At 36.8% G+C, this 23,517-nt stretch carries 21 protein-coding genes; 8 read left to right on the forward strand and 13 right to left on the reverse strand.

All coding sequences use genetic code 11. From position 1 onward, the window contains the following. Positions 1 to 114 precede the first annotated feature (114 nt). Together D0817_RS07685 and D0817_RS07690 are read right to left on the reverse strand one after the other, a co-directional pair. Positions 115 to 747 carry a hypothetical protein gene (locus tag D0817_RS07685; protein ID WP_127337809.1) on the reverse strand — a complete coding sequence of 211 codons (633 nt, stop codon included), beginning with the start codon at positions 745 to 747 and terminating at the stop codon, positions 115 to 117. Between the two features lie 15 nt (positions 748 to 762). Continuing rightward, entirely contained in the window at positions 763 to 1,206 is a 444-nt protein-coding gene (locus D0817_RS07690) for a nucleoside deaminase (RefSeq protein WP_127337810.1), read from the reverse strand. A 277-nt stretch (positions 1,207 to 1,483) separates the two neighbouring features. On the opposite strand from D0817_RS07690, the gene D0817_RS07695 reads away from it, so the two are divergent. The 4 genes from D0817_RS07695 to D0817_RS07710 all read left to right on the forward strand — a co-directional run bounded on the left by D0817_RS07695 (position 1,484) and on the right by D0817_RS07710 (position 6,069). After that, positions 1,484 to 2,299: an energy transducer TonB gene (locus D0817_RS07695; RefSeq protein WP_127337811.1), complete on the forward strand. Its 816-nt coding sequence runs from the start codon at positions 1,484 to 1,486 to the stop codon at positions 2,297 to 2,299. A gap of 7 nt (positions 2,300 to 2,306) precedes the next feature. Further along, on the forward strand, positions 2,307 to 3,170 hold the full coding sequence (locus D0817_RS07700) for a hypothetical protein (RefSeq protein ID WP_127337812.1): 864 nt from the start codon (positions 2,307 to 2,309) through the stop codon (positions 3,168 to 3,170). A gap of 66 nt (positions 3,171 to 3,236) precedes the next feature. Beyond that, positions 3,237 to 5,018, forward strand: a complete 1,782-nt coding sequence (locus D0817_RS07705) for a 1-deoxy-D-xylulose-5-phosphate synthase (RefSeq protein ID WP_127337813.1) — start codon at positions 3,237 to 3,239, stop codon at positions 5,016 to 5,018. A 46-nt stretch (positions 5,019 to 5,064) separates the two neighbouring features. Then, positions 5,065 to 6,069: a DUF3078 domain-containing protein gene (locus tag D0817_RS07710; RefSeq protein WP_127337814.1), complete on the forward strand. Its 1,005-nt coding sequence runs from the start codon at positions 5,065 to 5,067 to the stop codon at positions 6,067 to 6,069. 1 nt (position 6,070) lies between these two features. Here D0817_RS07710 and D0817_RS07715 read toward each other — a convergent pair whose 3' ends face one another. Further along, positions 6,071 to 7,417, reverse strand: a complete 1,347-nt coding sequence (locus D0817_RS07715) for a deoxyguanosinetriphosphate triphosphohydrolase (RefSeq protein WP_127337815.1) — start codon at positions 7,415 to 7,417, stop codon at positions 6,071 to 6,073. 258 nt (positions 7,418 to 7,675) lie between these two features. Further along, positions 7,676 to 8,137 carry an Lrp/AsnC family transcriptional regulator gene (locus D0817_RS07720; RefSeq protein ID WP_127337816.1) on the reverse strand — a complete coding sequence of 154 codons (462 nt, stop codon included), beginning with the start codon at positions 8,135 to 8,137 and terminating at the stop codon, positions 7,676 to 7,678. 156 nt (positions 8,138 to 8,293) lie between these two features. Between D0817_RS07720 and metE the strand changes: the two genes are divergently transcribed. The 3 genes from metE (at position 8,294) to D0817_RS07735 (ending at position 11,433) form a co-directional block, all read left to right on the forward strand. Continuing rightward, positions 8,294 to 10,612: a 5-methyltetrahydropteroyltriglutamate--homocysteine S-methyltransferase gene (metE, locus tag D0817_RS07725; protein ID WP_127337817.1), complete on the forward strand. Its 2,319-nt coding sequence runs from the start codon at positions 8,294 to 8,296 to the stop codon at positions 10,610 to 10,612. A gap of 277 nt (positions 10,613 to 10,889) precedes the next feature. Next, positions 10,890 to 11,147, forward strand: coding sequence for a type II toxin-antitoxin system Phd/YefM family antitoxin (locus tag D0817_RS07730; RefSeq protein WP_127337818.1), 258 nt, complete (start codon positions 10,890 to 10,892; stop codon positions 11,145 to 11,147). A gap of 10 nt (positions 11,148 to 11,157) precedes the next feature. Continuing rightward, positions 11,158 to 11,433 carry a Txe/YoeB family addiction module toxin gene (locus tag D0817_RS07735; protein WP_127337819.1) on the forward strand — a complete coding sequence of 92 codons (276 nt, stop codon included), beginning with the start codon at positions 11,158 to 11,160 and terminating at the stop codon, positions 11,431 to 11,433. Between the two features lie 125 nt (positions 11,434 to 11,558). Here D0817_RS07735 and D0817_RS07740 read toward each other — a convergent pair whose 3' ends face one another. Continuing rightward, positions 11,559 to 12,140 carry an outer membrane beta-barrel protein gene (locus tag D0817_RS07740; RefSeq protein ID WP_127337820.1) on the reverse strand — a complete coding sequence of 194 codons (582 nt, stop codon included), beginning with the start codon at positions 12,138 to 12,140 and terminating at the stop codon, positions 11,559 to 11,561. A 144-nt stretch (positions 12,141 to 12,284) separates the two neighbouring features. Here D0817_RS07740 and gldA point away from each other — a divergent pair, with 144 nt between their 5' ends. Next, the gene (gldA, locus tag D0817_RS07745) at positions 12,285 to 13,181 is read left to right on the forward strand and encodes a gliding motility-associated ABC transporter ATP-binding subunit GldA (protein WP_127337821.1); all 897 of its coding nucleotides are present in this window, start codon (positions 12,285 to 12,287) and stop codon (positions 13,179 to 13,181) included. Positions 13,182 to 13,250: 69 nt separating this feature from the next. Here the strand turns inward: gldA and D0817_RS07750 are convergent, their stop codons facing one another. The 8 genes from D0817_RS07750 to D0817_RS07785 all read right to left on the reverse strand — a co-directional run bounded on the left by D0817_RS07750 (position 13,251) and on the right by D0817_RS07785 (position 23,479). Next, positions 13,251 to 14,015: a hypothetical protein gene (locus D0817_RS07750; protein WP_127337822.1), complete on the reverse strand. Its 765-nt coding sequence runs from the start codon at positions 14,013 to 14,015 to the stop codon at positions 13,251 to 13,253. An 81-nt stretch (positions 14,016 to 14,096) separates the two neighbouring features. After that, entirely contained in the window at positions 14,097 to 15,224 is a 1,128-nt protein-coding gene (locus D0817_RS07755) for a helix-turn-helix domain-containing protein (protein WP_127337823.1), read from the reverse strand. Positions 15,225 to 15,283: 59 nt separating this feature from the next. Next, positions 15,284 to 16,690, reverse strand: coding sequence for a pyridoxal phosphate-dependent decarboxylase family protein (locus D0817_RS07760; RefSeq protein WP_127337824.1), 1,407 nt, complete (start codon positions 16,688 to 16,690; stop codon positions 15,284 to 15,286). Positions 16,691 to 16,781: 91 nt separating this feature from the next. After that, a complete protein-coding gene (locus D0817_RS07765; protein WP_127337825.1) occupies positions 16,782 to 18,005 on the reverse strand; it encodes a dicarboxylate/amino acid:cation symporter in 1,224 nt (407 codons plus the stop codon). 101 nt (positions 18,006 to 18,106) lie between these two features. Beyond that, positions 18,107 to 18,760: a class I SAM-dependent methyltransferase gene (locus D0817_RS07770; RefSeq protein WP_127337826.1), complete on the reverse strand. Its 654-nt coding sequence runs from the start codon at positions 18,758 to 18,760 to the stop codon at positions 18,107 to 18,109. Between the two features lie 159 nt (positions 18,761 to 18,919). Further along, a complete protein-coding gene (metF, locus tag D0817_RS07775; RefSeq protein WP_127337827.1) occupies positions 18,920 to 19,876 on the reverse strand; it encodes a methylenetetrahydrofolate reductase [NAD(P)H] in 957 nt (318 codons plus the stop codon). A gap of 160 nt (positions 19,877 to 20,036) precedes the next feature. Beyond that, on the reverse strand, positions 20,037 to 22,712 hold the full coding sequence (gene metH / locus D0817_RS07780; RefSeq protein ID WP_127337828.1) for a methionine synthase: 2,676 nt from the start codon (positions 22,710 to 22,712) through the stop codon (positions 20,037 to 20,039). A gap of 257 nt (positions 22,713 to 22,969) precedes the next feature. Next, positions 22,970 to 23,479: a hypothetical protein gene (locus D0817_RS07785; RefSeq protein ID WP_127337829.1), complete on the reverse strand. Its 510-nt coding sequence runs from the start codon at positions 23,477 to 23,479 to the stop codon at positions 22,970 to 22,972. Positions 23,480 to 23,517 lie beyond the last annotated feature (38 nt).

Below are 23,517 nucleotides of genomic sequence, written 5' to 3' on the forward strand. Positions count from 1 at the left end.
TGAAATATTTTAAGAGGAAAATTCAGTGGATAGAATTATTTAATTTTCATGAATATTTTCTTAATCTAAAAAATAAATTTAGTCTTAAAGGGGCTTTTAGAAAATACAATTTTTTTATAATTCTGTCCCAAGGCTTGATAATACGCTATCCAATTCGACAAAATGTTCTTTTGTATTTGCTGCATAAAATAATTGATTAGTAGCCTGCAATACAATCACATCATCGTCATAATTACCATAAAAGCATATTCCTTCAAGCCACTTCTTAAAGGAATATCCTTTATTTTTGAAGTTTTCACTAATAAATTTTAATTCATGCTTTTCTAATTCATAAAATGTATTTTTTGGAAATTCCAATCCGAAACCTGCCTGAAGAAAAGCCATTGCAGTAAAAAAATCAGTTAAAGATTCTGTTTCCAGATACCATTGTTTTTCATCATAGCTCATGTAAACTGGCGGATTGTCTTTTAGCAAATCATCTTTGTGGATTCCCCAAACACAAGCTTTTTGATTTTCAGAATAGAATATTAAGTAATCCGTATGCTTATAATATTGAAGACGTTCCGGTATAATTAATAAATCTTGCGTATGATTTAAATTTTGAACTTTTCCTAATTCAGCATAGTAATCAACTAATATCCCGGGAAGTTTCCCAAAGATGTTTTTAACCGTTTGAATTTCATCATTACTAAAACCATTAGTTTCTGTAATATGAAATAGTTTTTTTATTATTGAAAAATCTGCCATACTATTCAATGTGATTTATTTACGTCGCTCCACAAAAAAACGTTTCATCAAATCAGCCGCTTCGTTGGCCATAATTCCGGACACTACAGTCGTTTTAGGATGTAATTTGGTTCCCATAGTCATGAAACCACGTTGTTCATCGCGGGCACCAAATACAATTTTCGAAATCTGGCTCCAGTACAAAGCACCTGCACACATCTGGCAAGGTTCGAGTGTGACATACAACTTACAATCCTTAAGGTATTTTCCGCCTAAGAAATTTGCTGCGGCAGTAATTGCCTGCATTTCGGCATGAGCCGTAACATCATTTAATAACTCGGTGAGATTGTGACTTCTGGCAATTACTTTATCGGCAACAACGATTATGGCTCCAACAGGAATTTCACCTTTATCAAAAGCCATTTCAGCTTCCTGCAAAGCTTTTTTCATAAAGTATTCGTCGGTGAAAGGATTTATCATAGTTGCAAAAATAAGGTTTTTGAAATAATTTTCATTAGCTATACATACGAGAACACACGAATTGTTTCTAAACTCACAGCTGCCAATTGTACTTCGTGAGGCATTTTTTAAATTTAATCGCCTCAAATATTGAGCTTTTTTGAGGCGATTAACCGAAATAATCGCCTCATTTTACGCAAACTGCTATTTATGAACCTACGAAAGGATCTATCATAGTTGAAAAGTTCATTTTTACTTTATATTTTTTTATTACATTTAAACACTGATATTTCAAATAATGAATACAAAACGTACAATCACCATTCCGGAACCTTGTCATGAAAACTGGGACAAAATGACTCCAAAAGACACTGGAAAATTTTGTTTAAGCTGCACAAAAACCGTTGTTGATTTTACTTCAATGCTTCCTAATGAAATTCAGCATTTTTTTATCCAGAATCAAAACAACAGCGTTTGCGGCAGATTTAAGGAATCACAATTAGATCCAATCTCGATTCAGATTCCAAGCCGCCTTTTATATACTCAGACACAATATCATAAAATGTTTTTGCTTGCTTTATTTATTTCGATGGGAACGACTTTGTTTAGCTGTGCCGATAAAGAGGGGAACAAAAATAAAATTGATAAAATCGAGATTGTTGACAATACAGAACAAAATCAGGATGAAGAAACGTTTTCCTCCTGTTATGGACATGAAATCGAATCTAAAAAAGTAAAAAAAACAAAAACTCCCGAAGCATTTACACTCGGTATTGTAGTTCCTCGTAATACTATTCAGGAAGGAACTTTTAAGTATAATGTTATATATAGTTCAAAGGATTTGGATGTTTTGCCCGTTCCGGAAACTGGAATGAAAAAATTTCTTGCCTTCTTTTCTAAAAACTATACTCCTTCAGACAAAACTGAAAAACCGCAAGGGAAAATATTGTTTATTATAGAAAAAGATGGCAGCTTAAGCAATTTTAATATCATTAAAAATACATCGCAAAAAAACGGAGAAGAAGCCATAAGGGTTTTACAAACGTCTCCAAAATGGATTCCCGGAAAATTAAACAATCGTATTGTCCGATCATCTTACATTTTACCAATATAATTAAATAATGGAAAGAAAACCAAAAATAACTATTCCGGAACCCTGCAACGAAAACTGGGATAAAATGACTCCAAAAGACAATGGGAGATTTTGTTTAAGCTGCGCAAAAACCGTTGTGGATTTCACTACAATGCTTCCGGATGAAATTCAGCATTTTTTCATTCAGAATAAAAATATTTGCGGGAGATTTAAAAAATCGCAATTAGATTCAATTACAATTCAAATTCCGAATCGTGCCTTATATATGCAGACACAGTATAATAAAATGTTCATACTGGCTTTATTTATAACTATGGGAACAACTTTATTTAGTTGTCAAAATAAAGACGGAAAGAAACAAAAAATTGACAATGTGGAAGTGGTGAAAGATACAGCAACTGAATTAGTAACTCTTGTTGGAAAAGTTCCAATTGATCCAACCGATACTGTTCATTCCCATGTTCCACCGCCTCCCCCGCCAAAAGCAGATCTGGTAAAATTTGTAAAACCGGTCACTAAAAATTGTACAAAACCGACTAAAAATAAAGTAAAACCCTCGAATGAAGGTACTGAAGATGATTCTCTATTTGTTACTGGTGCGGTAATGCAAACCAACGCGGAATTCCCTGGAGGTATCGAACAATTTTATAACTTTTTCGGAAAAGAATTTAAAAATCCCGAAAACGTAAATGCTGCCAACAACAAATTCAGGATTTCTTTTGCCGTTGAAAAAGACGGTTCTTTAAGTTATCTTGAATCCACACCCGCTATTGACCAAACTATAGAAAAGGAAGTGATCCGGGTTTTAAAATTATGTCCAAAATGGCAGCCGGGAGAATCAAATGGAAAAAAAATAAAAATGCAATATTCTTTGCCAATAACGCTGCAATAAACATTCTGATAAATAGCTGAACACTAAAATTAAATTTAAAACCGTAAATTTGTTTTTTATAAAAAAATGAAAAGCAATTTACTCTCCAACATAAGCAATCCGGCCGATTTACGTTTACTTGACGAAACGCAATTACCACAATTGGCAAAAGAATTACGTGATTTTATCATTGATATTGTTTCGGTAAAAGAAGGACATTTGGGCGCGAGTTTAGGCGTTGTAGAACTCACAATTGCTTTGCATTATGTTTTTAATACACCCGATGATTTACTGGTTTGGGATGTTGGCCATCAGGCTTACGGCCACAAAATCCTGACTGAAAGGCGAGAGAACTTCGATACAAACCGGCAACTGGGCGGTATTTCGGGTTTCCCTAAAAGAAGCGAAAGCATTTATGACACTTTTGGTGTCGGGCACTCCTCTACTTCTATTTCTGCCGCTTTGGGAATGGCGATTGCCTCTCAGCTAAAAGGTGAAACCAACAAACAACATATTGCCGTGATCGGTGATGCTTCCATCGCATCAGGAATGGCTTTTGAAGGCCTGAATCATGCCGGAGTTACGGATGCCAATTTGCTGGTCATCCTTAACGACAATGCCATTGGTATTGATCCGAGCGTAGGTGCTCTTAAAAAATACCTTACCGCTGTAAAAGAAGGAAAGAATCCGAAGAAGAACAACATGATCAAATCTTTGAATTTTGATTATTCAGGTCCTATTGACGGTCATGATCTTCCAACTTTAATTAAAGAACTGAATCGTTTAAAAAATATAAAAGGCCCCAAATTTCTCCATATCGTCACCACAAAAGGAAAGGGACTGCAACAGGCTGAAGAAAATCAGGTAAAATATCATGCACCCGGAAAATTTGATGCTTCGACAGGAGAAATCCATTTGAAATCTGAAGAAAATTTACCGCCTAAATATCAGGATGTTTTTGGTTTAACGATTTTAGATTTGGCCCGAAAAAATAAAAAAATCATCGGAATTACGCCCGCCATGCCATCAGGAAGTTCCCTGAAGTTTATGATGGACGAAATTCCGGAACGCGCTTTCGACGTTGGAATTGCGGAACAGCATGCGGTTACGCTTGCGGCCGGAATGGCGACTCAGGGCATGATCGTTTATTGCAACATTTATTCGACATTTTTACAGCGTGCCTATGACCAGGTGATTCATGATGTGGCATTGCAGAACTTACCCGTAATTTTCTGCCTCGACCGCGCTGGTCTGGTGGGCGAAGACGGGGCAACCCATCACGGTGTTTATGACATTGCGTATTTGCGATGCATCCCGAACCTCATTATTTACGCTCCGATCAATGAAATTGCATTGCAAAATATACTTTACACCGCACAATCAGGCTTAGATCATCCGATTGCGATCCGATATCCGAGAGGAAGAGGGGTGCTTCCAAGGTGGGAAGTAGAAAATTTCGGACATTATGAAAATGTTAAAATTGGACAGGCAAATTGCCTGAAAAAAGGAACAAAAACAGCTGTTTTATCTACCGGAACTATTGGAAATAATGTGATCGATGCCTTAAATGAATGCTCGAATGCCGATGCCATTGCCCATTACGATTTTCCGTTTATCAAACCATTGGATATCAATTTATTAAAAGAAATATTTACCACGTTCGACACCATTTTTACTATCGAAGACGGAACGATAAACGGCGGTTTTGGAAGCTCCATTTTAGAATTTGCAGCTTCAAATAACTTCAGCAATCCGGTGAAAATTTTAGGTATTCCTGACACGTTTATTGAGCATGGAACTGTCCTGCAGTTACAACAATTGTGCAAAATTGACGTTAAAAATTTATCAAAACTTTTTTCAAACCATTGAAAAGAATTATTTTGCAAAGCCAAAAAAAAATAAAAATTCAAGCCTAATGAAATTATTTCGATTTACCCTTTTACTATTCCTTTTTACTTTTGCCACCACTATTTCTGCTCAAGGTATTATTAAAACTACTTTAGAACCCAATCAGGAGCCTGAGGCGCCTTCGAACTGGACCAAAAAAAATCAGCTTGGTTTTGACATCTCCGAAATTGCTTTTGTCAACTGGAGTGCGGGGGGAACAAGTTCTATTTCAGGTTTATTTAAAGGAGAATTCGCAAGGACGTATGTAAAAGGAAATCACAAATGGTTTAACGAATTAATTGTGAAGTACGGCTTGAATAAGCAAGACGGAACCGAGCTTCGAAAAACAGACGACGCCCTTATTTTCAACTCCACTTACGGTTTCAGAAAAGACACGACATCCAACTGGTATTATTCTGCCAAATATAATTTCAGCACGCAGTTTACGGACGGTTACAATTATCCGAACAGGGATATTGCCATATCGAGACCATTTGCACCGGCATATATCTTTTTAGGAGCCGGAGCTGAGAATTCAAATAAAGCCAAAAACAGGACTTTCTATTTCTCTCCAATCACTTTAAAGACTACTTTGGTTTTAGACCAGTATTTAGCAGACCAGGGAGCATTTGGTGTTAAAAAAGCCGTTTACGCTCCGGATCCTCTTGATCCTGCCAACAATATTTTAATCGAGCAGGGACAAAAAGTAAAAGCTGAGTTTGGTATCTTACTTACGGCTTATATGAAAAATGAAATTTTCAAAAACATTTTCTACGAAAACAGACTGAGTTTATATACCGATTACCTGAACAGATTTGGAAACGTTGATGTGGATTACGACACACGTCTGGATCTTGTTGTCAATGCGTATGTCAAAGCAAATATTGGAATTCATTTGGTGTACGACGATGACATCAAAACCAAAAAAGATGTCGTTGACCCGACAACCGGAACAACAAGCCAGGTAAATGACGGGCCAAGAGCGCAGCTGAGACAGGTTTTAGGTGTGGGTCTTGTGTATGCTTTTCAATAAATTAATTCGGTTTTCTGCCGTTAATCATTTCGAATAATTCCAACGCATTTCCATCTGTCAGAAGGGAAACATAATGACAGATATGAAGCAAACGCTCGTATAAATTTGTTTTCTCCAAATGGTGCTTTTCCGGCAGCATTTTCAGGAGCAATTTATCATAATTGGATGCTTTTCCTTCATATTTGTTATTGAAAGCAACAATGAATTTATCCAGTAAAGTCTGGATGATCTGATAACCGACAATTTCTTTCTCGATCACTTCACGGCTCTGGTAGATTTTTTCAACACTTAATTTGATAATATCATCCATTTGGGCTTTGTATTTGCTTTTATCTGTCAAAGCGAAAGGAAATTTTCCAGCCAGGATTGCTTCTTCGTTTTCGATAAAAACATCCACTGCGTCACTGATTAAGGCACCAATTGCCAAGGCACGCAAATAGCTGATTCGGTCTTCCTTTGTTTCCAGTAATTTATATTTCGCTACGCCAATATTGTCTTTTACGAGTTTTATTAAATATTCCAAAGCGTAATCTTCAGATACCAGACCCAGATTGATTCCGTCTTCAAAATCTATGATGGTGTAGCAGATATCGTCTGCCGCTTCTACTAAATAGGCCAAAGGATGTCTTTCAAAACCGATATCATCTCCTGATTTATTGGCGATCATTCCCATATCTTTGGCTACTTCTTCAAAAAAGGCTTTATCCGTCTGGAAGAAACCATATTTTTTATCGGCAATATTCTGAGTGGGCTTTTTAGGTAAACTTTCTTTCGGATATTTCATAAAAGCGCCCAGAGTTGCATAGGAAATTCTTAAACCGCCTTCAATTCCGGGACGGCTCGCTGTAAGGACTGAGAATCCGTTTGCGTTTCCTTCAAAATCGATTAAATCCTGCCACTGTTTGTCGGTCAGTTCTTTTTTATACTGCTTTCCGTTTCCTATCGAAAAATATTCTCCGATCGCTTTCTCGCCTGAATGTCCGAAAGGCGGGTTTCCGATATCATGCGCCAGGGATGCAGCGGCTACGATGGCTCCAAAATCATTCATGTGGTACCCATGAACTTCTTTGAGGTACGGATATTTTTCGATGATTTTTTTTCCAACCAGACGTCCCAGGGAACGCCCGACCACCGAAACTTCTAAACTGTGGGTAAGTCTTGTATGTACAAAATCTGTTTTGGAAAGCGGAATGACCTGCGTTTTATCCTGTAATGATCTAAAGGCGGACGAAAAGATAATACGGTCATAATCTACCTCAAAACCCAATCGGGTATCGTCTTGTTCTATACGTAATCTTTTGCCGGTGTCGCCTTGCTTTTTAAGAGATAAAAGTTGTTCCCAGTTCATTTTCAATTTTAGATTTCAGATTATTGATTTTAGATTTTTTGATCTAAACACCAAAAATACGTTTTATTTTAGGACAATGCTGAATAAAAATAGGCCACCGATTAATTTGATTTAAAAAATTAAACGCTTTTTTCGCCGCGAATTTCACGAATTAATTTAAACACAATAACTTGCGGCAATTAGCGAAATTCGTAGCGAAAAAACCGAAACACCAATTAAAAAAATCATTATAATCTGCGTAATCTGTGGCAAAAAATATTAAAACTCTAATGCCGTACTATGTTTGATTTCGCCCATTACAAAAATACTGTTGGTGTTTCCAATATTTTCGATGGTCGATAATTTATTCATTACAAAATCCTGATAACTAGACATATCCTGCACTAAAATCTTCAGCATAAAATCATAATCCCCGGCAATATTGTAACATTCAATAATTTCGGGAAGGGCCACAATATCTTTTACAAAATTGCTTCCGACATTTTTCGCATGTTCTTTTAAACGGACATTACAAAAAACGGTCATGCCGCGATTCATTTTTTTCTTGTCTAAAAGCGCCACGTATTTGGTAATATAGCCGTCACGTTCCAGTCTTTTGATACGTTCATAAACCGGCGTAACAGTCAGGAATAATTTGGCAGCAAGGTCTTTTGTGTTGATATTGGAGTTCTCCTGAAGGTGCTTCAGGATTTGCAAATCGGTTTTGTCCAGGTTTTCCATAGTAATTTTTACGGCTAAAGGTTCCTTTTAAACATTTTATCAGTAATATAATCTTTAAAATTACTTCTTAAAAATACAATTTACTGAAATAAAGCCCAAATTTAAGTATTATAATCTAACACAGTACATTTGTTCAGTAAAAAATACTGAATCAAAATGAAAACAAACAACTTAGGTTATCCAAGAATTGGCAGTAACAGAGAATTAAAAAAAGCCAGTGAATTGTACTGGGGAGGAAAAATTTCGGTTGACGAACTGATCCGGACCGGAAAAGACATTCGCCGCACCAACTGGCAATTACAAGCTGAAGCGGGCGTAGATTTAATTCCGTCTAACGACTTCTCCTTTTATGATCAGGTGCTTGATTTAACGTTGACCCTGGGAGCAATTCCGGAACGTTATACTGATTTCGCCAAATCAAATTCGGCTATAGATTTGTATTTCGCCATGGCGCGAGGTGCACAAAAAAACGGACAGGATGTGGTAGCGATGGAAATGACCAAATGGTTTGACACCAACTATCATTATATTGTTCCTGAATTTACAAAGAACCAAAAGTTTACGCTGTTTTCAGAAAAAATAATTACCGAATTCAAAGAAGCCAATGCTTTGGGAATTGCCACAAAACCGGTTTTAATCGGACCTGTTTCTTATTTGCTTTTAGGAAAAGAAAAAGAGGAAGGTTTTCACCGGATTGATCTGATCGATGCCTTGCTTCCTGTTTATTTTGAAATTTTCGAAAAGTTACAAGCCGAAAATGTCGAATACATTCAGTTAGACGAACCTTTTCTGGCTTTGAATTTAACGGATAAAGAGCGTAAAACGTTCATGGAAGTGTATCATGAAATTAATATCCGTTTTCCAAAAATTAAAATCATCCTGGCAAATTACTTTGATTGTTTCGGAGAAAATCTGGCAACGGCTTTAGCGCTGCCGGTTGATACTTTCCATTTGGATTTAGTACGCTGTCCATCGCAATTAGATGATATTTTAGAATCAGGCCAGCTGGATCCGAAGGTAAATCTTTCCCTGGGAGTTGTGGACGGAAGAAATATCTGGAAAAATGATTTCAAAAATTCTTTAAGCCTTATCCAAAAAGCAACGGATGCATTGGGTGAAAAAAGAGTATTGATCGGGCCGTCTTGTTCTTTAATCCACAGTCCGTGTGATTTGGATCTGGAAACGAACGATGCAACCCTGACTCCCGAAATCAAACAATGGCTGGCTTTCGCCAAACAAAAAATTCAGGAAATTGTACTGTTGAAACAATTTGCTTCTAATGAAACTGACACCAAGACTTCGGCTGCATTTGAAGAAAATACAATTGCCAATGAAAATCGCAAGACTTCAAAATTAATTCATAATGACAACGTAAAAAATCGCGTTGCCGGTATTTCAGCTTCAGACGACAAACGTAAAAGCACTTTTGAGACGAGAAGAAAAAGCCAAATTGAGGCTTTAAACCTTCCTTTGTTCCCAACGACAACAATTGGTTCTTTTCCACAGACTGCAGAAGTACGAAGCTGGAGGGCGAAATTTAAAAAAGGAGAATTAACAGCGGAACAATACAACGATTTAATCGAAAAAGAAACCGAAGCAACCATTCGTTTCCAGGAAGAAACCGGAATTGATGTCCTCGTTCATGGTGAGTTTGAACGCAATGACATGGTGGAATACTTCGGAGAACAACTGGCCGGTTTTACTTTTACAAAAAACGGATGGGTACAAAGTTACGGCAGCCGTTGCGTAAAACCTCCGGTTATTTATGGTGATGTATCGAGACCCAACCCAATGACGGTAAAATGGTCTAAATATGCACAATCCCTGACGCCAAAATGGGTGAAAGGAATGCTTACCGGACCTGTAACCATCTTACAATGGTCCTTTGTCCGTAACGATCAGCCGCGTTCTGAAACCTGTACGCAGATTGCTCTGGCGATTCGTGATGAGGTGGTAGATTTAGAAAAAGCCGGAATCAAAATTATTCAGATTGACGAACCTGCCATTCGCGAAGGCCTGCCTTTACGAAAAGAAGAATGGGCTGCTTATCTGGACTGGGCGGTAAAAGCTTTCCGAATCTCTGCCAGCGGCGTAAAGGATGACACGCAGATTCACACTCATATGTGCTACAGCGAATTCAACGATATCATTCAGAATATTGCCGACATGGATGCCGACGTGATTACTATCGAATGTTCGCGTTCGCAAATGGAACTTTTAGACGCCTTTGCCGATTTTAAATATCCAAATGAGATCGGACCGGGAGTTTATGACATTCACTCTCCGCGTGTTCCGTCAAGTGAAGAAATGGTAAAATTGCTTGAAAAAGCGGCCGATGTTATTCCCGCAGACCAGCTTTGGGTAAACCCTGACTGTGGTTTAAAAACACGTCACTGGGATGAAACGAAAAAAGCGCTTATCGAAATGGTAGCTGCTGCTCAGGAAATGAGAGCTGCCGTAGAAAGCGCTGTTTAATCAATACCTTATTATTTATATAATTTTTGTTTTTTTAGTGTCAACAGTGGAGTCGAAAATCTTGTAGTTATGATTTGTTACGACTTCACGAGGTTGGCATTATTTTTTTAAATTTCTCCGCACAAAAGCGTTACACTTTTAAACGTTTTGTGTTTTTACTTTGCACGCCGGAAATTAATCTTCATAATAAGTGTTAAAGTTCATCGAAAATGTCTTTTCATATAAATTTTAAGTACCTTTGAATGTACAAATAAACGTACTCTTATTAATACGTATTATGAAGGCAGTGACCATTTCAACATTAAGAAAAAATATAAAAAATTATTTCGATGAAGTTTCAGATTCATCAGAGACTATTATTGTACCCAGAAATGATGAGGATGATGCAGTGGTCATAATTTCGATTAAAGAATACAATTCAATGATTGAAACGCAACATTTATTATCTACTAAAGAAAACAGGAACAGGCTGGCCAAATCAATTAGACAAGTGGAAAAAGGAGAGTTGAAATCTTTCAATTTGGACGAACTGTAACCTTCATACAATGGATTTTAGTTTTACAACAGAAGGCTGGGAAGATTTTGAATACTGGATGGATACTGATCCGGATATAGCAGTTAGAATTCGGGCATTGCTTAAATCGATCAGGCAAGATCCATTTAAAGGAATTGGGAAACCTGAACCATTACGATATGATTTAAAGGGCTATTGGTCAAGAAGGATTACTGGTGAAGACAGACTGGTCTATAAAGTGTCCGGTACAAAAGGAGCCGATCAAAAATGCATCATTATTCAATGCAGATTTCATTATGATGATTAATAAACAGCAAAGGAGGAAAGAGCATAAAATAATCAAACAGCAACTTATTTTCAAAACACCTTAACCGAAAACAAAAAAAGCACCCCAATGGAGTGCTTTTATTCTGAATAACAATTGATTTAAGATTAGAAGTTTTTAGAAACCCCAATGTTAAATGTTTGTCCAAAGTTGAAGTAAAAACTGCTAACATCAGGACCGTTATTATCGTAGCTTAATGTTTCGTATCCTAAACCACCAATACTGAAGTTTAAACCAAAACCTTTTTTCATGTTAATGAAAAGAGCCGGAGTTACACCAACATACATACCATCTGCTTTCGATTTTGCGAAATCATTTCCAGGTCCGTAAACTTTAGTTTTAATGTTTTGGAAACCCGCACCCATATCTGCAAAAATAGAGAAGGTCTGGCTTAATGGCACTGAGTAACGAACAAATGCACCTGCTTTGAAACCATTATCTTTAATTTCTCTTGCACCGTTGTCATCATTAGAAGAAGAAACTGTGAATTCACCCCCAACAGTCCAGTTATCATGGAATTGGTAACCTACTTTTGGAGAAAAACTAAAAGTACTTGTTTTATCTTCGTTAAATTGGTACTCTGCTTTCTCAGAAGTGTATCCGATATTACCACCTACTAAGATTGTTCCTTTCTGAGCATTTGCAAAACTGCAGATAGCCAATGCAGCCATCACTAAAATTTTTTTCATTTTGTTTTATTTTAATTTTAGCAATGCTTTAACAATAACAATGCCGTGCTACGGGAGAATTTATATTTTATTTAAGAGTTCTTTGAAAGACAATTTCTAGCAAACAAAGCTATTTCTGTTTACTTTTGCAGTAAATAAAAAGTTATGTCGATAGAAGTAAACAGTATATCAAAAAGTTACGGAGCACAAAAAGCCCTTAATGAAATTTCATTTAAAATTGAGAAAGGTGAAATCGTCGGATTTCTGGGTCCGAATGGTGCCGGAAAATCAACTTTGATGAAAATTTTGACTACTTATTTGCTTGCTGATAGCGGCTCAGCCCTTGTAAATGGTCATGATGTCATGACAGACACTAAAGCGGTACAACTTTCTATAGGGTATTTACCAGAGCATAATCCGCTATATCTGGATTTGTATGTTCGTGAATATTTGGCATTTAATGCCGATGTTTACCATGTTGAAAAATCAAGAATTGAAGAAGTAATTCAACTGACAGGACTGTCAGCTGAAAGTCATAAAAAGATCGGACAACTGTCTAAAGGATACCGTCAGCGTGTTGGACTGGCCAATGCCCTGCTGCACAATCCAGACGTTTTGATTCTGGACGAACCGACTACCGGTCTGGATCCGAATCAGTTAATGGAAATTCGAAATGTAATTAAAAATGTGGGGAAAGATAAGACCGTTTTCCTGTCAACTCACATCATGCAGGAAGTAGAAGCCATCTGCGACCGTGTCATAATTATTGACAAAGGACAAATTGTGGCCGATAAAAAATTAGATAAGTTAATTTCTGAAAACAAAGAACAAGTTATTGAAGTAGAATTCGATTACCAGATCGAAGAACAATTGCTTGCCCGACTGGAAAACATCAGTTCTTATAAAAATATTCATGACATGACCTGGGAACTTACTTTTGTTACTGAAAAAGACATGCGACCGATGATTTTTGATTTTGCGAACGCCAACGGATTAAAGACACTACAACTGAATCAGAAAAATAAAAACCTGGAAGCGGTGTTCAGGGAGATTACTAAATAAGTTTACAAGTCTCAGTCCCGTTTTACAAATAAAAAAGAAGCCCGTTTAAAATTTTTAAACGGGCTTCTTTTATTTAATCAAACTTTTAAGATATATCGTGTACAATAACGACAAGACCATTACTGAAAATCTGATTATATTTTTAACAACAACACTCTTGAGATTTACTGAAGGTAATTCAGAATTTGTTTTAAGAAAAAAAATAATTATTTTTTTATAGTCCAGCAGAATTAAATACAAAACACCAATTGTTAATAATAGCGATTCTAACAACGCTCCGGCATTCATTTGATAAAAAACATTAATTAAAGTCAAATTAAAAAGCACTGAAAATAAAATGACAGCTCCTGGTAACACTGTTCTTTTGAATAGCAGCAAACAACCGCCAAGGATCTGAATACTGGCTATTAGGATTCCATACGCGTGTGAATATCCAAAATAAAACCAGGTCAGCCATTCTCCACTTTGCTGATTCATTGGCCTATTCGAAATTTCTGCAGGGACGATAAACTGAAGTCCGTAAAACTTTTTCCAGCCAAAGGCGATAATACTAAAAGCAATGCAATACCGAATTGCAGCGTACATAAATCCGTAAATTTTTATGGAGCTGTATGTTTTCTTTCGCTCTGAAAAATGCCATAAAAGCGGAAGAAGCAAAGCGCTTACTAAGGAAATACCAATCATTGAAAAAACTAAGACCGGTGGCAGCCATGGAATATTTCCTCCGTTACCAAGTAATAATAACAAAGCGGAAAACTCCAGGGCTAAAATTAAAGACGTAATGATTTTTTTTCCAAATGAATTTGAAATCTCTAAAAGTGATTGTTCTGACATTGTGTTTCTGTTTAAGTTAATATGGAGCAAATTTGAATATTAATTAAACAGCAAGCGTTCCGGTGTATGCAGACGAACGTATTAAAGTTCTTTTCCTGCTGCTCCGGAATGGAGCTTCACAAATTCAGTTGGAGAAAATCCGGTGTTTTTTTTAAATGTGGTATTAAAGGTAGTTTTCGAGTTAAACCCCGATTCGTAAGCAATGCCTAAAATATTTAACTGATTGTATTTTTCAGAAAGCAGCAGACTTTTAGCTTTCTCAATCCGGTATTTATTTATAAAATTATAAAAATTGTCGCCATACAATTCGTTAATAACAAAAGAGGTTTCATTACAACTGGCATTCAAATTTCCTGCAAGTTTTGGCAGACTTAAATCATTGTCTAAATATAATTTTTCTTCCTCTATAAGTAGTTGCAGCTTTTGGTTCAGTTCATTCAATCTCTCTTCGGAAACTCTTTTGGAAGGCTCTTTTTTATCTGTTTTGATACCAGACAAGTCATTTAATTCACTTTTACTAAAATCGAAGACTTCCTTTTGCTGCAATGAAAAATAAGCCAGGAAAAAAACGCTAAAAAGATCAATGAAAGGTGTAAACTGAATTAGGTCATCTAAATTGAAAAACACAAGATTAAACCAGGCTATCAGGATAAACAATAAAACCAATAAAAAAGACTTTAGCCAAGATAGATTAATCCCTTCTGTTGAAGATGTGAATCTATGTATATTTTTTAAATGATGCTGCAGTCTTGTGAACGACAAACACCAATAAATTATGGTCTGAAGCGGCAATGCAATTTTCAGAATAAAAAATACCACTTTTGCTGTCTCATCACTAAATTCAAAATTTTTACCCGTTATAAAAAAAGGAAATCTAAAAACGCAAAAGATCAGAAACGGTAAAAAATGCCATACATATTTCTTTTTTATTTTTTTTTCGAATGATGTAAAACACAGAATACTGATGTACAGAAACGGAGCAGTAAGGAATCGTACCAGGCCTATCATTTCAAAAAGCGCGGGATATTTTAAATGAATTTTTTGATAAAATAATGGCACTTCAATCATCGCCAATCCAAGGGTTATGACAAATAAGCCAAGATATCTGTTTGCGGTTACATTTACTTTTCCGGAATGAGCAATTAGCAAAAAGCCCAGCAAAAATGCAGCTCCTGAAGTGATACCCATTATAATTGGAAAATTCATCATATAAAAATCATCATATTGTATTATTGCAAAAAACTACTCAGGTACCTCACCTTTATGCGTTAATTAATAGTCAAAATAACTTGTTTCATTTCTTCAATTATAATTTTAATATCTTTCTCTGAAGTTCTCCAATTGACAAAAGAAGCTCTTATCCCTTTTCTGTTCTGATAAACTGTTGGCGTCATAAATACTTTTCCGGTATCATTTAGCAGCGTTAGAAACGTAGCAACTTTCTCCTGATTGTGATCACCTTTCAGAGTAAAGCAAACGTTGTTAAGGCGAATTGGTGCCAGAAGCTCAAAGTGATCTGCTTCAATAAGCGCATTTCCAAAATGCAATGCCATGTGAACACTGTTTTCTACAATATCACAAAAACCTTCTTTCCCATAAGCCAGTAAAGAAAACCAGACCGGCAAAGCTCTAAGGCGTCTTGAATTTTCCGGCAATACGTTTAAATAATTGAAATTCTCCAGCGGATTCCCTAAATAAGGTGCATTTGAGTTCTGGAACGTTTCGATTTGCAAATTCACATGATCCTTTTTTACCAGATAAAAAGCACTTTCATATGGTACGTTCAGCCATTTATGACAATCAATTGTGATACTGTCTGCATTTTCCCAGCCTTCTGTCAAATGTTTAAATTTATCAGAAACAGCCGCAAATCCTCCAAAAGCAGCATCAATATGCCACCAGAAATTATACTTTTCCTTTAGCGTTGAAATCGCTTTAAAATCATCGAAATCGGCTGTATTTACTGTTCCTGCACTTGAAATTAAAATAAACGGCTTTCCATTTAAGGCTTTTATTTTTTCTTCTAAATCAACCATGTCAATAGCCTCCCGATTTCCTTCGATGGTCTTAATGATGCTGTAATTCTGGCTTCCGATTCCTAACATCGCTAATGATTTTATCGAGGAAGAGTGCGGCGTTGCCGTAAAAATATTCAGGGTTTCGGAAATTCCGTTCTTAGCAAAATCTTTTCCAGACTGAGCTCCGAACCATTGTCTTGCGATTCCCAGACAGGTGAAATTAGACATCGTGGCTCCTGTTACAAATCCGCCTAAAAATGTTTTGGGCAGATCAAACAATTGCAACAATAGATGAATCGTTTCAAATTCAATCAGTGCTGAAACTCCGCCTTGTGCTTTTATCGCCTGCGTATTCTGGTCATAAACAGCAGCGAGCCAATCCCCTACAATTGATGCCGGTGTTGATCCGCCGGTTACAAATCCCAGGTATCTTGGCCCTGAAGAAGCAACCATTAAGGGTGCCATTCGCTCATTAAATTCTCTTAAGGCTTCTATTGAACCAAGGCCCAACTCGTTTAAATCGCGTGTTGGATCAACTGTATTTTTATTTGATGTCGGAATGTTTTCCAAATTATTCAAAAAACCAATTCCCTGCTCTTTTGTTTTTTCTAATATATTTTCGAAGTCGTTTAGATCCTGTTGAAGTATGGCATTCATTTTTATTTTGTTAGCTGGATTTTTATTTTGTTTTATGCAGATTTGCCGACAAAGCGGATTTTTTATTTAACTGGATAAGAATATTTTTTTGCTACCATTTCGTTTTTTCAGAAAACCGCGCCACCATCATAGAAGAAATTACATCGCCATTGGCATTTAATAAAGTCGCAATCGGATCTACTAAAGTCCCTAAAATCATGGCAACCGGCAAAGCTTGTTCCATTGGCAAACCGTACACCGTTATGGCTAGAATTTCCCCTATATAGCCTCCATTTGGTATTCCACCTTCTACAATCGATACGATTACGGTAATTCCTAATGCTAACAGTATCGTTAATGGATCTGTAAAGTCTTTTCCGAACATGGCAAAAAGCACTGTTATTTTTAATATCGATGACATGCTCGAACCGTCTTTATGCAATGGCCCTCCAAGCGGAATAACCAGGTTTCTTACGTGTTTTGGAATCCCCATTTTTTCAGCCGCATCCAGATTTGCCGGAATAGTGGCGATGCTACTGCAAGTTCCTACCGCCGTTAACGAAGGCGTAATGTTGTTGCTCCAGAATTTTACAAAAGCTCGCTTTCCCCCTGCTATAAAAGCATATATACTAAAAAACACAAAGAAGTAAAAAACACAAGCTCCGTAATAAACGCCTAATGGTTTGGCATAAGCTCCAAATAATTGTGGACCGAAAACCCCAACCTGATAAGCGAAATAAGCTCCTAATCCTACTGGCGCTAATTTCATAATAATGCCCAAAAGTTGTTTCATAACTTCATTTCCTGAATCTAAGAAACTCCTAAAAGCACTTCCTTTTTCCCCGGATTGCAAACTTGCAAAACCTACTAAAAAAGAGAAAATAATAAGTGCCAGCATACTTTTTCTGGACAATAATTCGAAGAAATCATTTGCCGTAACCAATTTTGCGATCTGATCTCCAATACTTCCGGATTCAATGCTTTCAAGCGGAATTTTAGAAATAACAATACTTTGGTGAATTGGAAAAATATATACAGCAGCAATCATTACTAAAGCTGATATCAGCACGGTTCCTAAAAAAACAGCCAGCATGATGATAAAAAGTTTTCCCAGCTTTTCAGTTTGCTCCAAATTGGCAACAGAAGATGTAATAGTGAAAAAAATAAGCGGAATAATAGCCGTAAAAAGTAAGTTCAGAAATATATCTCCAATTGGTTTTATCACCTCAACATCTTTTCCAAAAATCAATCCGAGAATACTTCCGACAATGATTCCTCCAAGTAGTAAAAGAATACTACTGTAATTTTTGAGAAAATTGATTTTTTTAACTTCCATAATTAAATAGATTAGATAGGATTTACAAATGAACTTGAATAAAAAAATCAATTAAATTAGTCAAAAAAAAGAGTACTAAAATTTTTGCTGCTTATTTTTTGTTATTTTTCGAGAACGATAGTTGTAAAAGCCCTGTCTGCCAACTCTCCGGTTTTGCTTTTTACTTTTTCGGTCAGGGTTTCGGTGTAAACAATTTTAAACGCTGTTTTTTCGATTAACTGCTTCAGTTTTTCCGTGGTGTAAAGTGTAAATTCGTATGCTGTAAACGGTAGCTGCTTCATGAAACTTTCATCGGCAAATGTTAAGCAGAAATTTCCGTCTGCCTTTAAAATCCTGTAGATTTCCATAAGAAAATTTTCAGGTTCCTGCCAGAAATAAATGGTGTTTACAGTGAAAATTTTATCAAAAAACGAATCTTGAAACGGAATTGCATTTCCATCATAAAGCGAAAAGAAAGCCTGTTTTTGAGAGACAAAATTTCTATTGATCTGTCTCGCCTCCTGAAACATTAATTCAGACATTTCGAGTCCGTAATATTTCAGTTTTTCTGCTTGTTCGAATATAAGCTCTAAATGTCCGGCATTTCCATGGCCTAATTCTAAAACAGAATCGCCAGCTTTTATATTTAAATTTTGAATAGAATGGCGCGTCATGTTGATGTTGGTTTCATGCATCATTTTCGCCATCTCAATGCCTTTTTCTCCTGTTGGATGTTTTAGTTGTGCCGCGATTGCTTGTAATTCTTCTTTTTTCATAAACTTAATTTTAAATTCCAAATAAAAAATTGCTTCGCCAATTCGCTATCGCTCGTGTTCAAATTCCAATCTTGAAGTCATTCCGAAGAACGAAGCAACCGCACTAAAATAGGCACTATAGAGTTGCTTTATGAGATTGCTTCGTTTCTGGCAAGGATATTAAAAAATACGGCTCGCAATCTGGCGGATATTCTCTGATTTCCCCATTGAATAATAATGCAGTACCGGAACCCCGGCCGCTTTTAATTCTAGCGACTGCTGAATCGCCCACTCAATTCCGACTTGTTTTATCTCTGCATTATCTTTGCATTTATCAACTTCATGAATCAAATCTTCCGGTAAATCTATTCGGAAAATCTGTGGTAAAATTTGTAAATGTCTTTTCACAGCGATCGGTTTGATTCCCGGAATGATCGGTACCGTAATTCCCATTTCTCTGGCTTTTGCTACAAATTCGAAATATTTAGTGTTGTCGAAAAACATTTGCGTTACTACATAATCAGCTCCGGCATCTACTTTTTCTTTCAGCCTTTTTAAATCTGACTGAAGTGAAGGCGATTCTAAATGTTTCTCCGGATAACCCGCAACCCCAATACAAAAGTCAGCTTTGTTATCGATATCCATTACTTCATGCAGGTATTTTCCCTGATTCAGCAAACTGATTTGTTTTACCAGATCGATCGCGTAATCATTCCCTCCTGCTTTTGGTATAAAATATTGTTCGTCTTTCATAGCATCGCCGCGCAAAGCCATGATGTTATCAATTCCTAAGTAATTACAATCCACCAGAAGATATTCTGTTTCTTCTTTGGTAAAACCTCCGCAAAGTACGTGAGGTACGGTATCTACGTTGTATTTATGTTTTATAGAAGCGCAGATTCCAAGCGTTCCAGGTCGCATACGGGTCAGTTTTTTATCTAATAGTCCATTGCCTTTGTCGATGTAGATGTATTCTTCGCGTGAAGTGGTTACATCAATAAACGGTGGTTTAAACTCCATTAACGGATCGATATTATCGTATAATTCCTGAATGCTTTTCCCCTTCTGAGGCGGAATAATTTCAAATGAAAATAATGTATTTCCTTTGGCGTTTTCTATATGTTCTGTTACTTTCATTATTAGAGTTATGAGTTATGAATTATGAGTTTTGAGTTTGAATTGTGTAAAAAATCTGAATCAAAAAACGTAAATCAAATATCTTTTTTGTTTCAGGTTTCAGGTTTCAGGTTACTTTGGATAACCTGAAACCTGAAACAAAATAAACCTGAAACTATTTTTAATCTGCTATATTAGGGTTCAACCACTTCATAGCGTAATCTGTGGGAACATTGCGTCGCTTTGCGTAATCGACTACCTGATCTTCTTTTATTTTTCCGAGTCCGAAGTACTTGCTTTTTGGATTTCCGAAATAATAACCCGATACGGATGAGGCCGGCCACATGGCCATGCTTTCCGTTAAGGTTACTCCAATTTCTTCGGCTACGTTCAGAAGTTTCCAGATCGTTGGTTTCTCCAGGTGATCGGGACATGCGGGATATCCTGGTGCGGGACGGATTCCCTTATAATTTTCCTCGATTAGATCTTCTGTCGAAAGTGATTCTTCAGCATCATAACCCCAGAAATCCTGACGTACCTTTTCGTGTAAATATTCAGCGAAAGCTTCAGCAAAACGATCGGCTAATGCTTTTACCATGATCGAATTGTAATCGTCCAGATCTTTTTCAAATTCGGCTGCCCATTCGTCTACACCAAAACCGGTCGTAACACAAAATGCCCCGATATAATCTGTAATTCCCGAATCTTTTGGCAGAATAAAATCAGACAAAGCAATGTTTGGTGCTCCTTTCGTTTTTTGTGATTGCTGGCGAAGGGTCAGGAATTTCTCCAGTACTTTTCCGTTTTCATCACGCAATTCGATATCATCGTCATCAATCTGGTTTGCGGGGAAAATACCGTAAATTCCTTTTGCGGATAGTTTTTTCTCTGCCAGAATCACTTTTAACATGGCCTGAGCATCTGCAAAAAGAGAAGTCGCTTCTGTTCCTACCACCTCATCGGTTAAAATCGCCGGATATTTTCCGAACAATTCCCAGGTTCTGAAAAATGGGGTCCAGTCGATATACGGAACCAAAACATCCAGTTCGACTTCAATAATTTGTTTGCCAATTACTTTTGGTTTGACTGGAGTATACTCATCCCAATCCAGTTGGAGTTTGTTTTTACGTGCCTGTTCGATTGTCAGGAAATTTTTATCTCTCGAACGATTTAAAAATGTTTCCCTGAAAGCATCGTATTCAGCGCGAATATCGCTTGCATATATTTTACGGTTATGATCTAACAGATTTCCTGCAACAGTAACGGCACGTGAAGCATCGTTGACGTGGATTACAGTTTCTCTGTATTGCGGAGCGATTTTCACGGCAGTATGCGCGCGCGAAGTGGTTGCCCCGCCAATCATAATCGGGATTTTAATTCCTTGTTTGTCTAGTTCTTTGGCCAGATACACCATTTCGTCAAGCGAAGGCGTAATCAGTCCGCTTAAGCCAATAATATCTACATTGTGTTCAATCGCCGCAGCAATAATTTTTTCCGGAGGCACCATAACACCAAGATCTACAATCTCGTAATTGTTACAGGCCAAAACCACCGAAACGATGTTTTTACCAATATCGTGAACGTCTCCTTTTACGGTAGCCATTAGGATTTTTCCGTTTCCTTGTTTGTCGCCGGCTTGTTTGCTGGCTTCAATATACGGCAATAAATACGCCACGGCTTTTTTCATTACACGCGCCGATTTTACTACCTGAGGCAGGAACATTTTTCCGCTTCCGAATAAATCTCCAACCACATTCATTCCCGTCATCAAATTGATTTCGATCACTTCAATTGGTTTTGTCGCGGCCAAACGCGCTTCTTCCACATCAATTTCTATAAAAGCATCAACTCCTTTTACCAGGGAATGCGTGATACGTTCCTGAACCGTTCCTAAACGCCATTCCTGAATAGCTTTTTCATCTGATTTTACTTCACCTTTTACGTTTTCAGCAAAATCCAGAAGTCTTTCCGTCGCATCGTCGCGTCTGTTCAGAATTACGTCTTCAACATGCTCCAGTAAGTCTTTTGGAATATCATCGTAAATCGAAAGCATTTCCGGATTTACGATTCCCATTGTCATTCCGTTCTGAATGGCGTGGTATAGAAACACCGAGTGCATGGCTTCACGAACGGTATCATTTCCTCTGAAAGAAAACGAAACGTTACTTACTCCACCACTAATATGCGCATGTGGCAGGTTTTCGCGAACCCATTTTGTACCTCTGAAAAAGTCCAAAGCGTTTAAGCGATGTTCTTCCATTCCGGTTGCAACGGGGAAAATATTTAAATCGAAAATAATATCCTGTGGAGGAAAACCAACTTTATTAACCAGAATATCATACGAACGCTGACAAATCTCAACTCTTCGTTCGAAATTATCGGCCTGGCCCACTTCATCAAAAGCCATGATGATCGCCGCCGCTCCATAACGTTTGATTAATTTGGCGTGGTGTATAAAGGCTTCTTCACCTTCTTTCAATGAAATCGAGTTGACAACGCTTTTTCCCTGTACTACTTTTAGACCTGCTTCGATGATTTCCCATTTCGAACTGTCGATCATAATCGGTACTCTCGAAATATCCGGTTCTGATGCAATTAAATTCAGGAATTTTGTCATTGCCTGAACACCATCAAGCATTCCTTCATCCATATTAATATCGATGATCTGTGCTCCACCTTCTACTTGTTGTCTTGCAATATCAAGCGCCTCGTCATATTTCTCTTCCTTGATTAAGCGAAGGAATTTTCGAGAACCCGTTACATTCGTACGCTCGCCAATGTTTACAAAAACACTTTCGGGCATAATAATCAATGGTTCTAATCCTGCTAATACAAGGTCTCTTCTTTTTTCTGCCATTTCTTTTTAAGTTACTAAGGGCCTAAGGTTCTTAGGTTCTGAGTTTTTTTATTCTTTGTTTTCCTGCAAGGTTTTTGAAACCTTGTAGGTATATTTCGTTTTTTAATAATATTATTTTGGGCGTGCCCCAAGGGTCGGGCTATCCGTTACAAGTCCTCGACCAATTTCGTTATCACTGCATTGGTCTGCGGGCTTTTCACTTCTATCCCTCACGCGATATCATTTTCATAATATGTTTCATCTTTTTATTACCGCGATTAATGATATTTGTAATCTGATTTTGGCAACTCGCTTATTTCTTTCTTCTTATACAAAATATCCCAAATCATATTGTATAAATCCAAAAACGGCTTTGCTTTTTTATCATTTGCATCATTTGTGTAACCATAATTATAACTAACAAAACTTTTCTTATTATTAGCGTAAACAACTATTACTTTTTGCTTAAACCATGCATTATTAATATTAATTATACCTGTAGGCTTAAACTCCATTGGCATCTCAAAAAAATTGACTTTTTTAATATATAAGTATATTTTTTCTTTTTCCTCTTTTGTCAATTCAACTTTAATCGTCTTTTCTTCTTCAATATAATTCCTGTAAAAACTATTATATTGAGAATTATAAACATCATTTGCTCCATCACGAATTGCAAAATAAAAATCAACAGGTATCTCTTGCTTAATTCCAACTGTTTTCTTTTTATTATTGAAACCAAATAAGCAGAAAGAGAAAAATATAACTGATATTATTTTTAATATTTTCATTCTAAAAACTTAAATAAGCACAAACATTTCGTTCCTCC

The organism is Flavobacterium cupreum (assembly GCF_003996965.1).
In the GTDB taxonomy this organism is placed as follows: domain Bacteria; phylum Bacteroidota; class Bacteroidia; order Flavobacteriales; family Flavobacteriaceae; genus Flavobacterium; species Flavobacterium cupreum.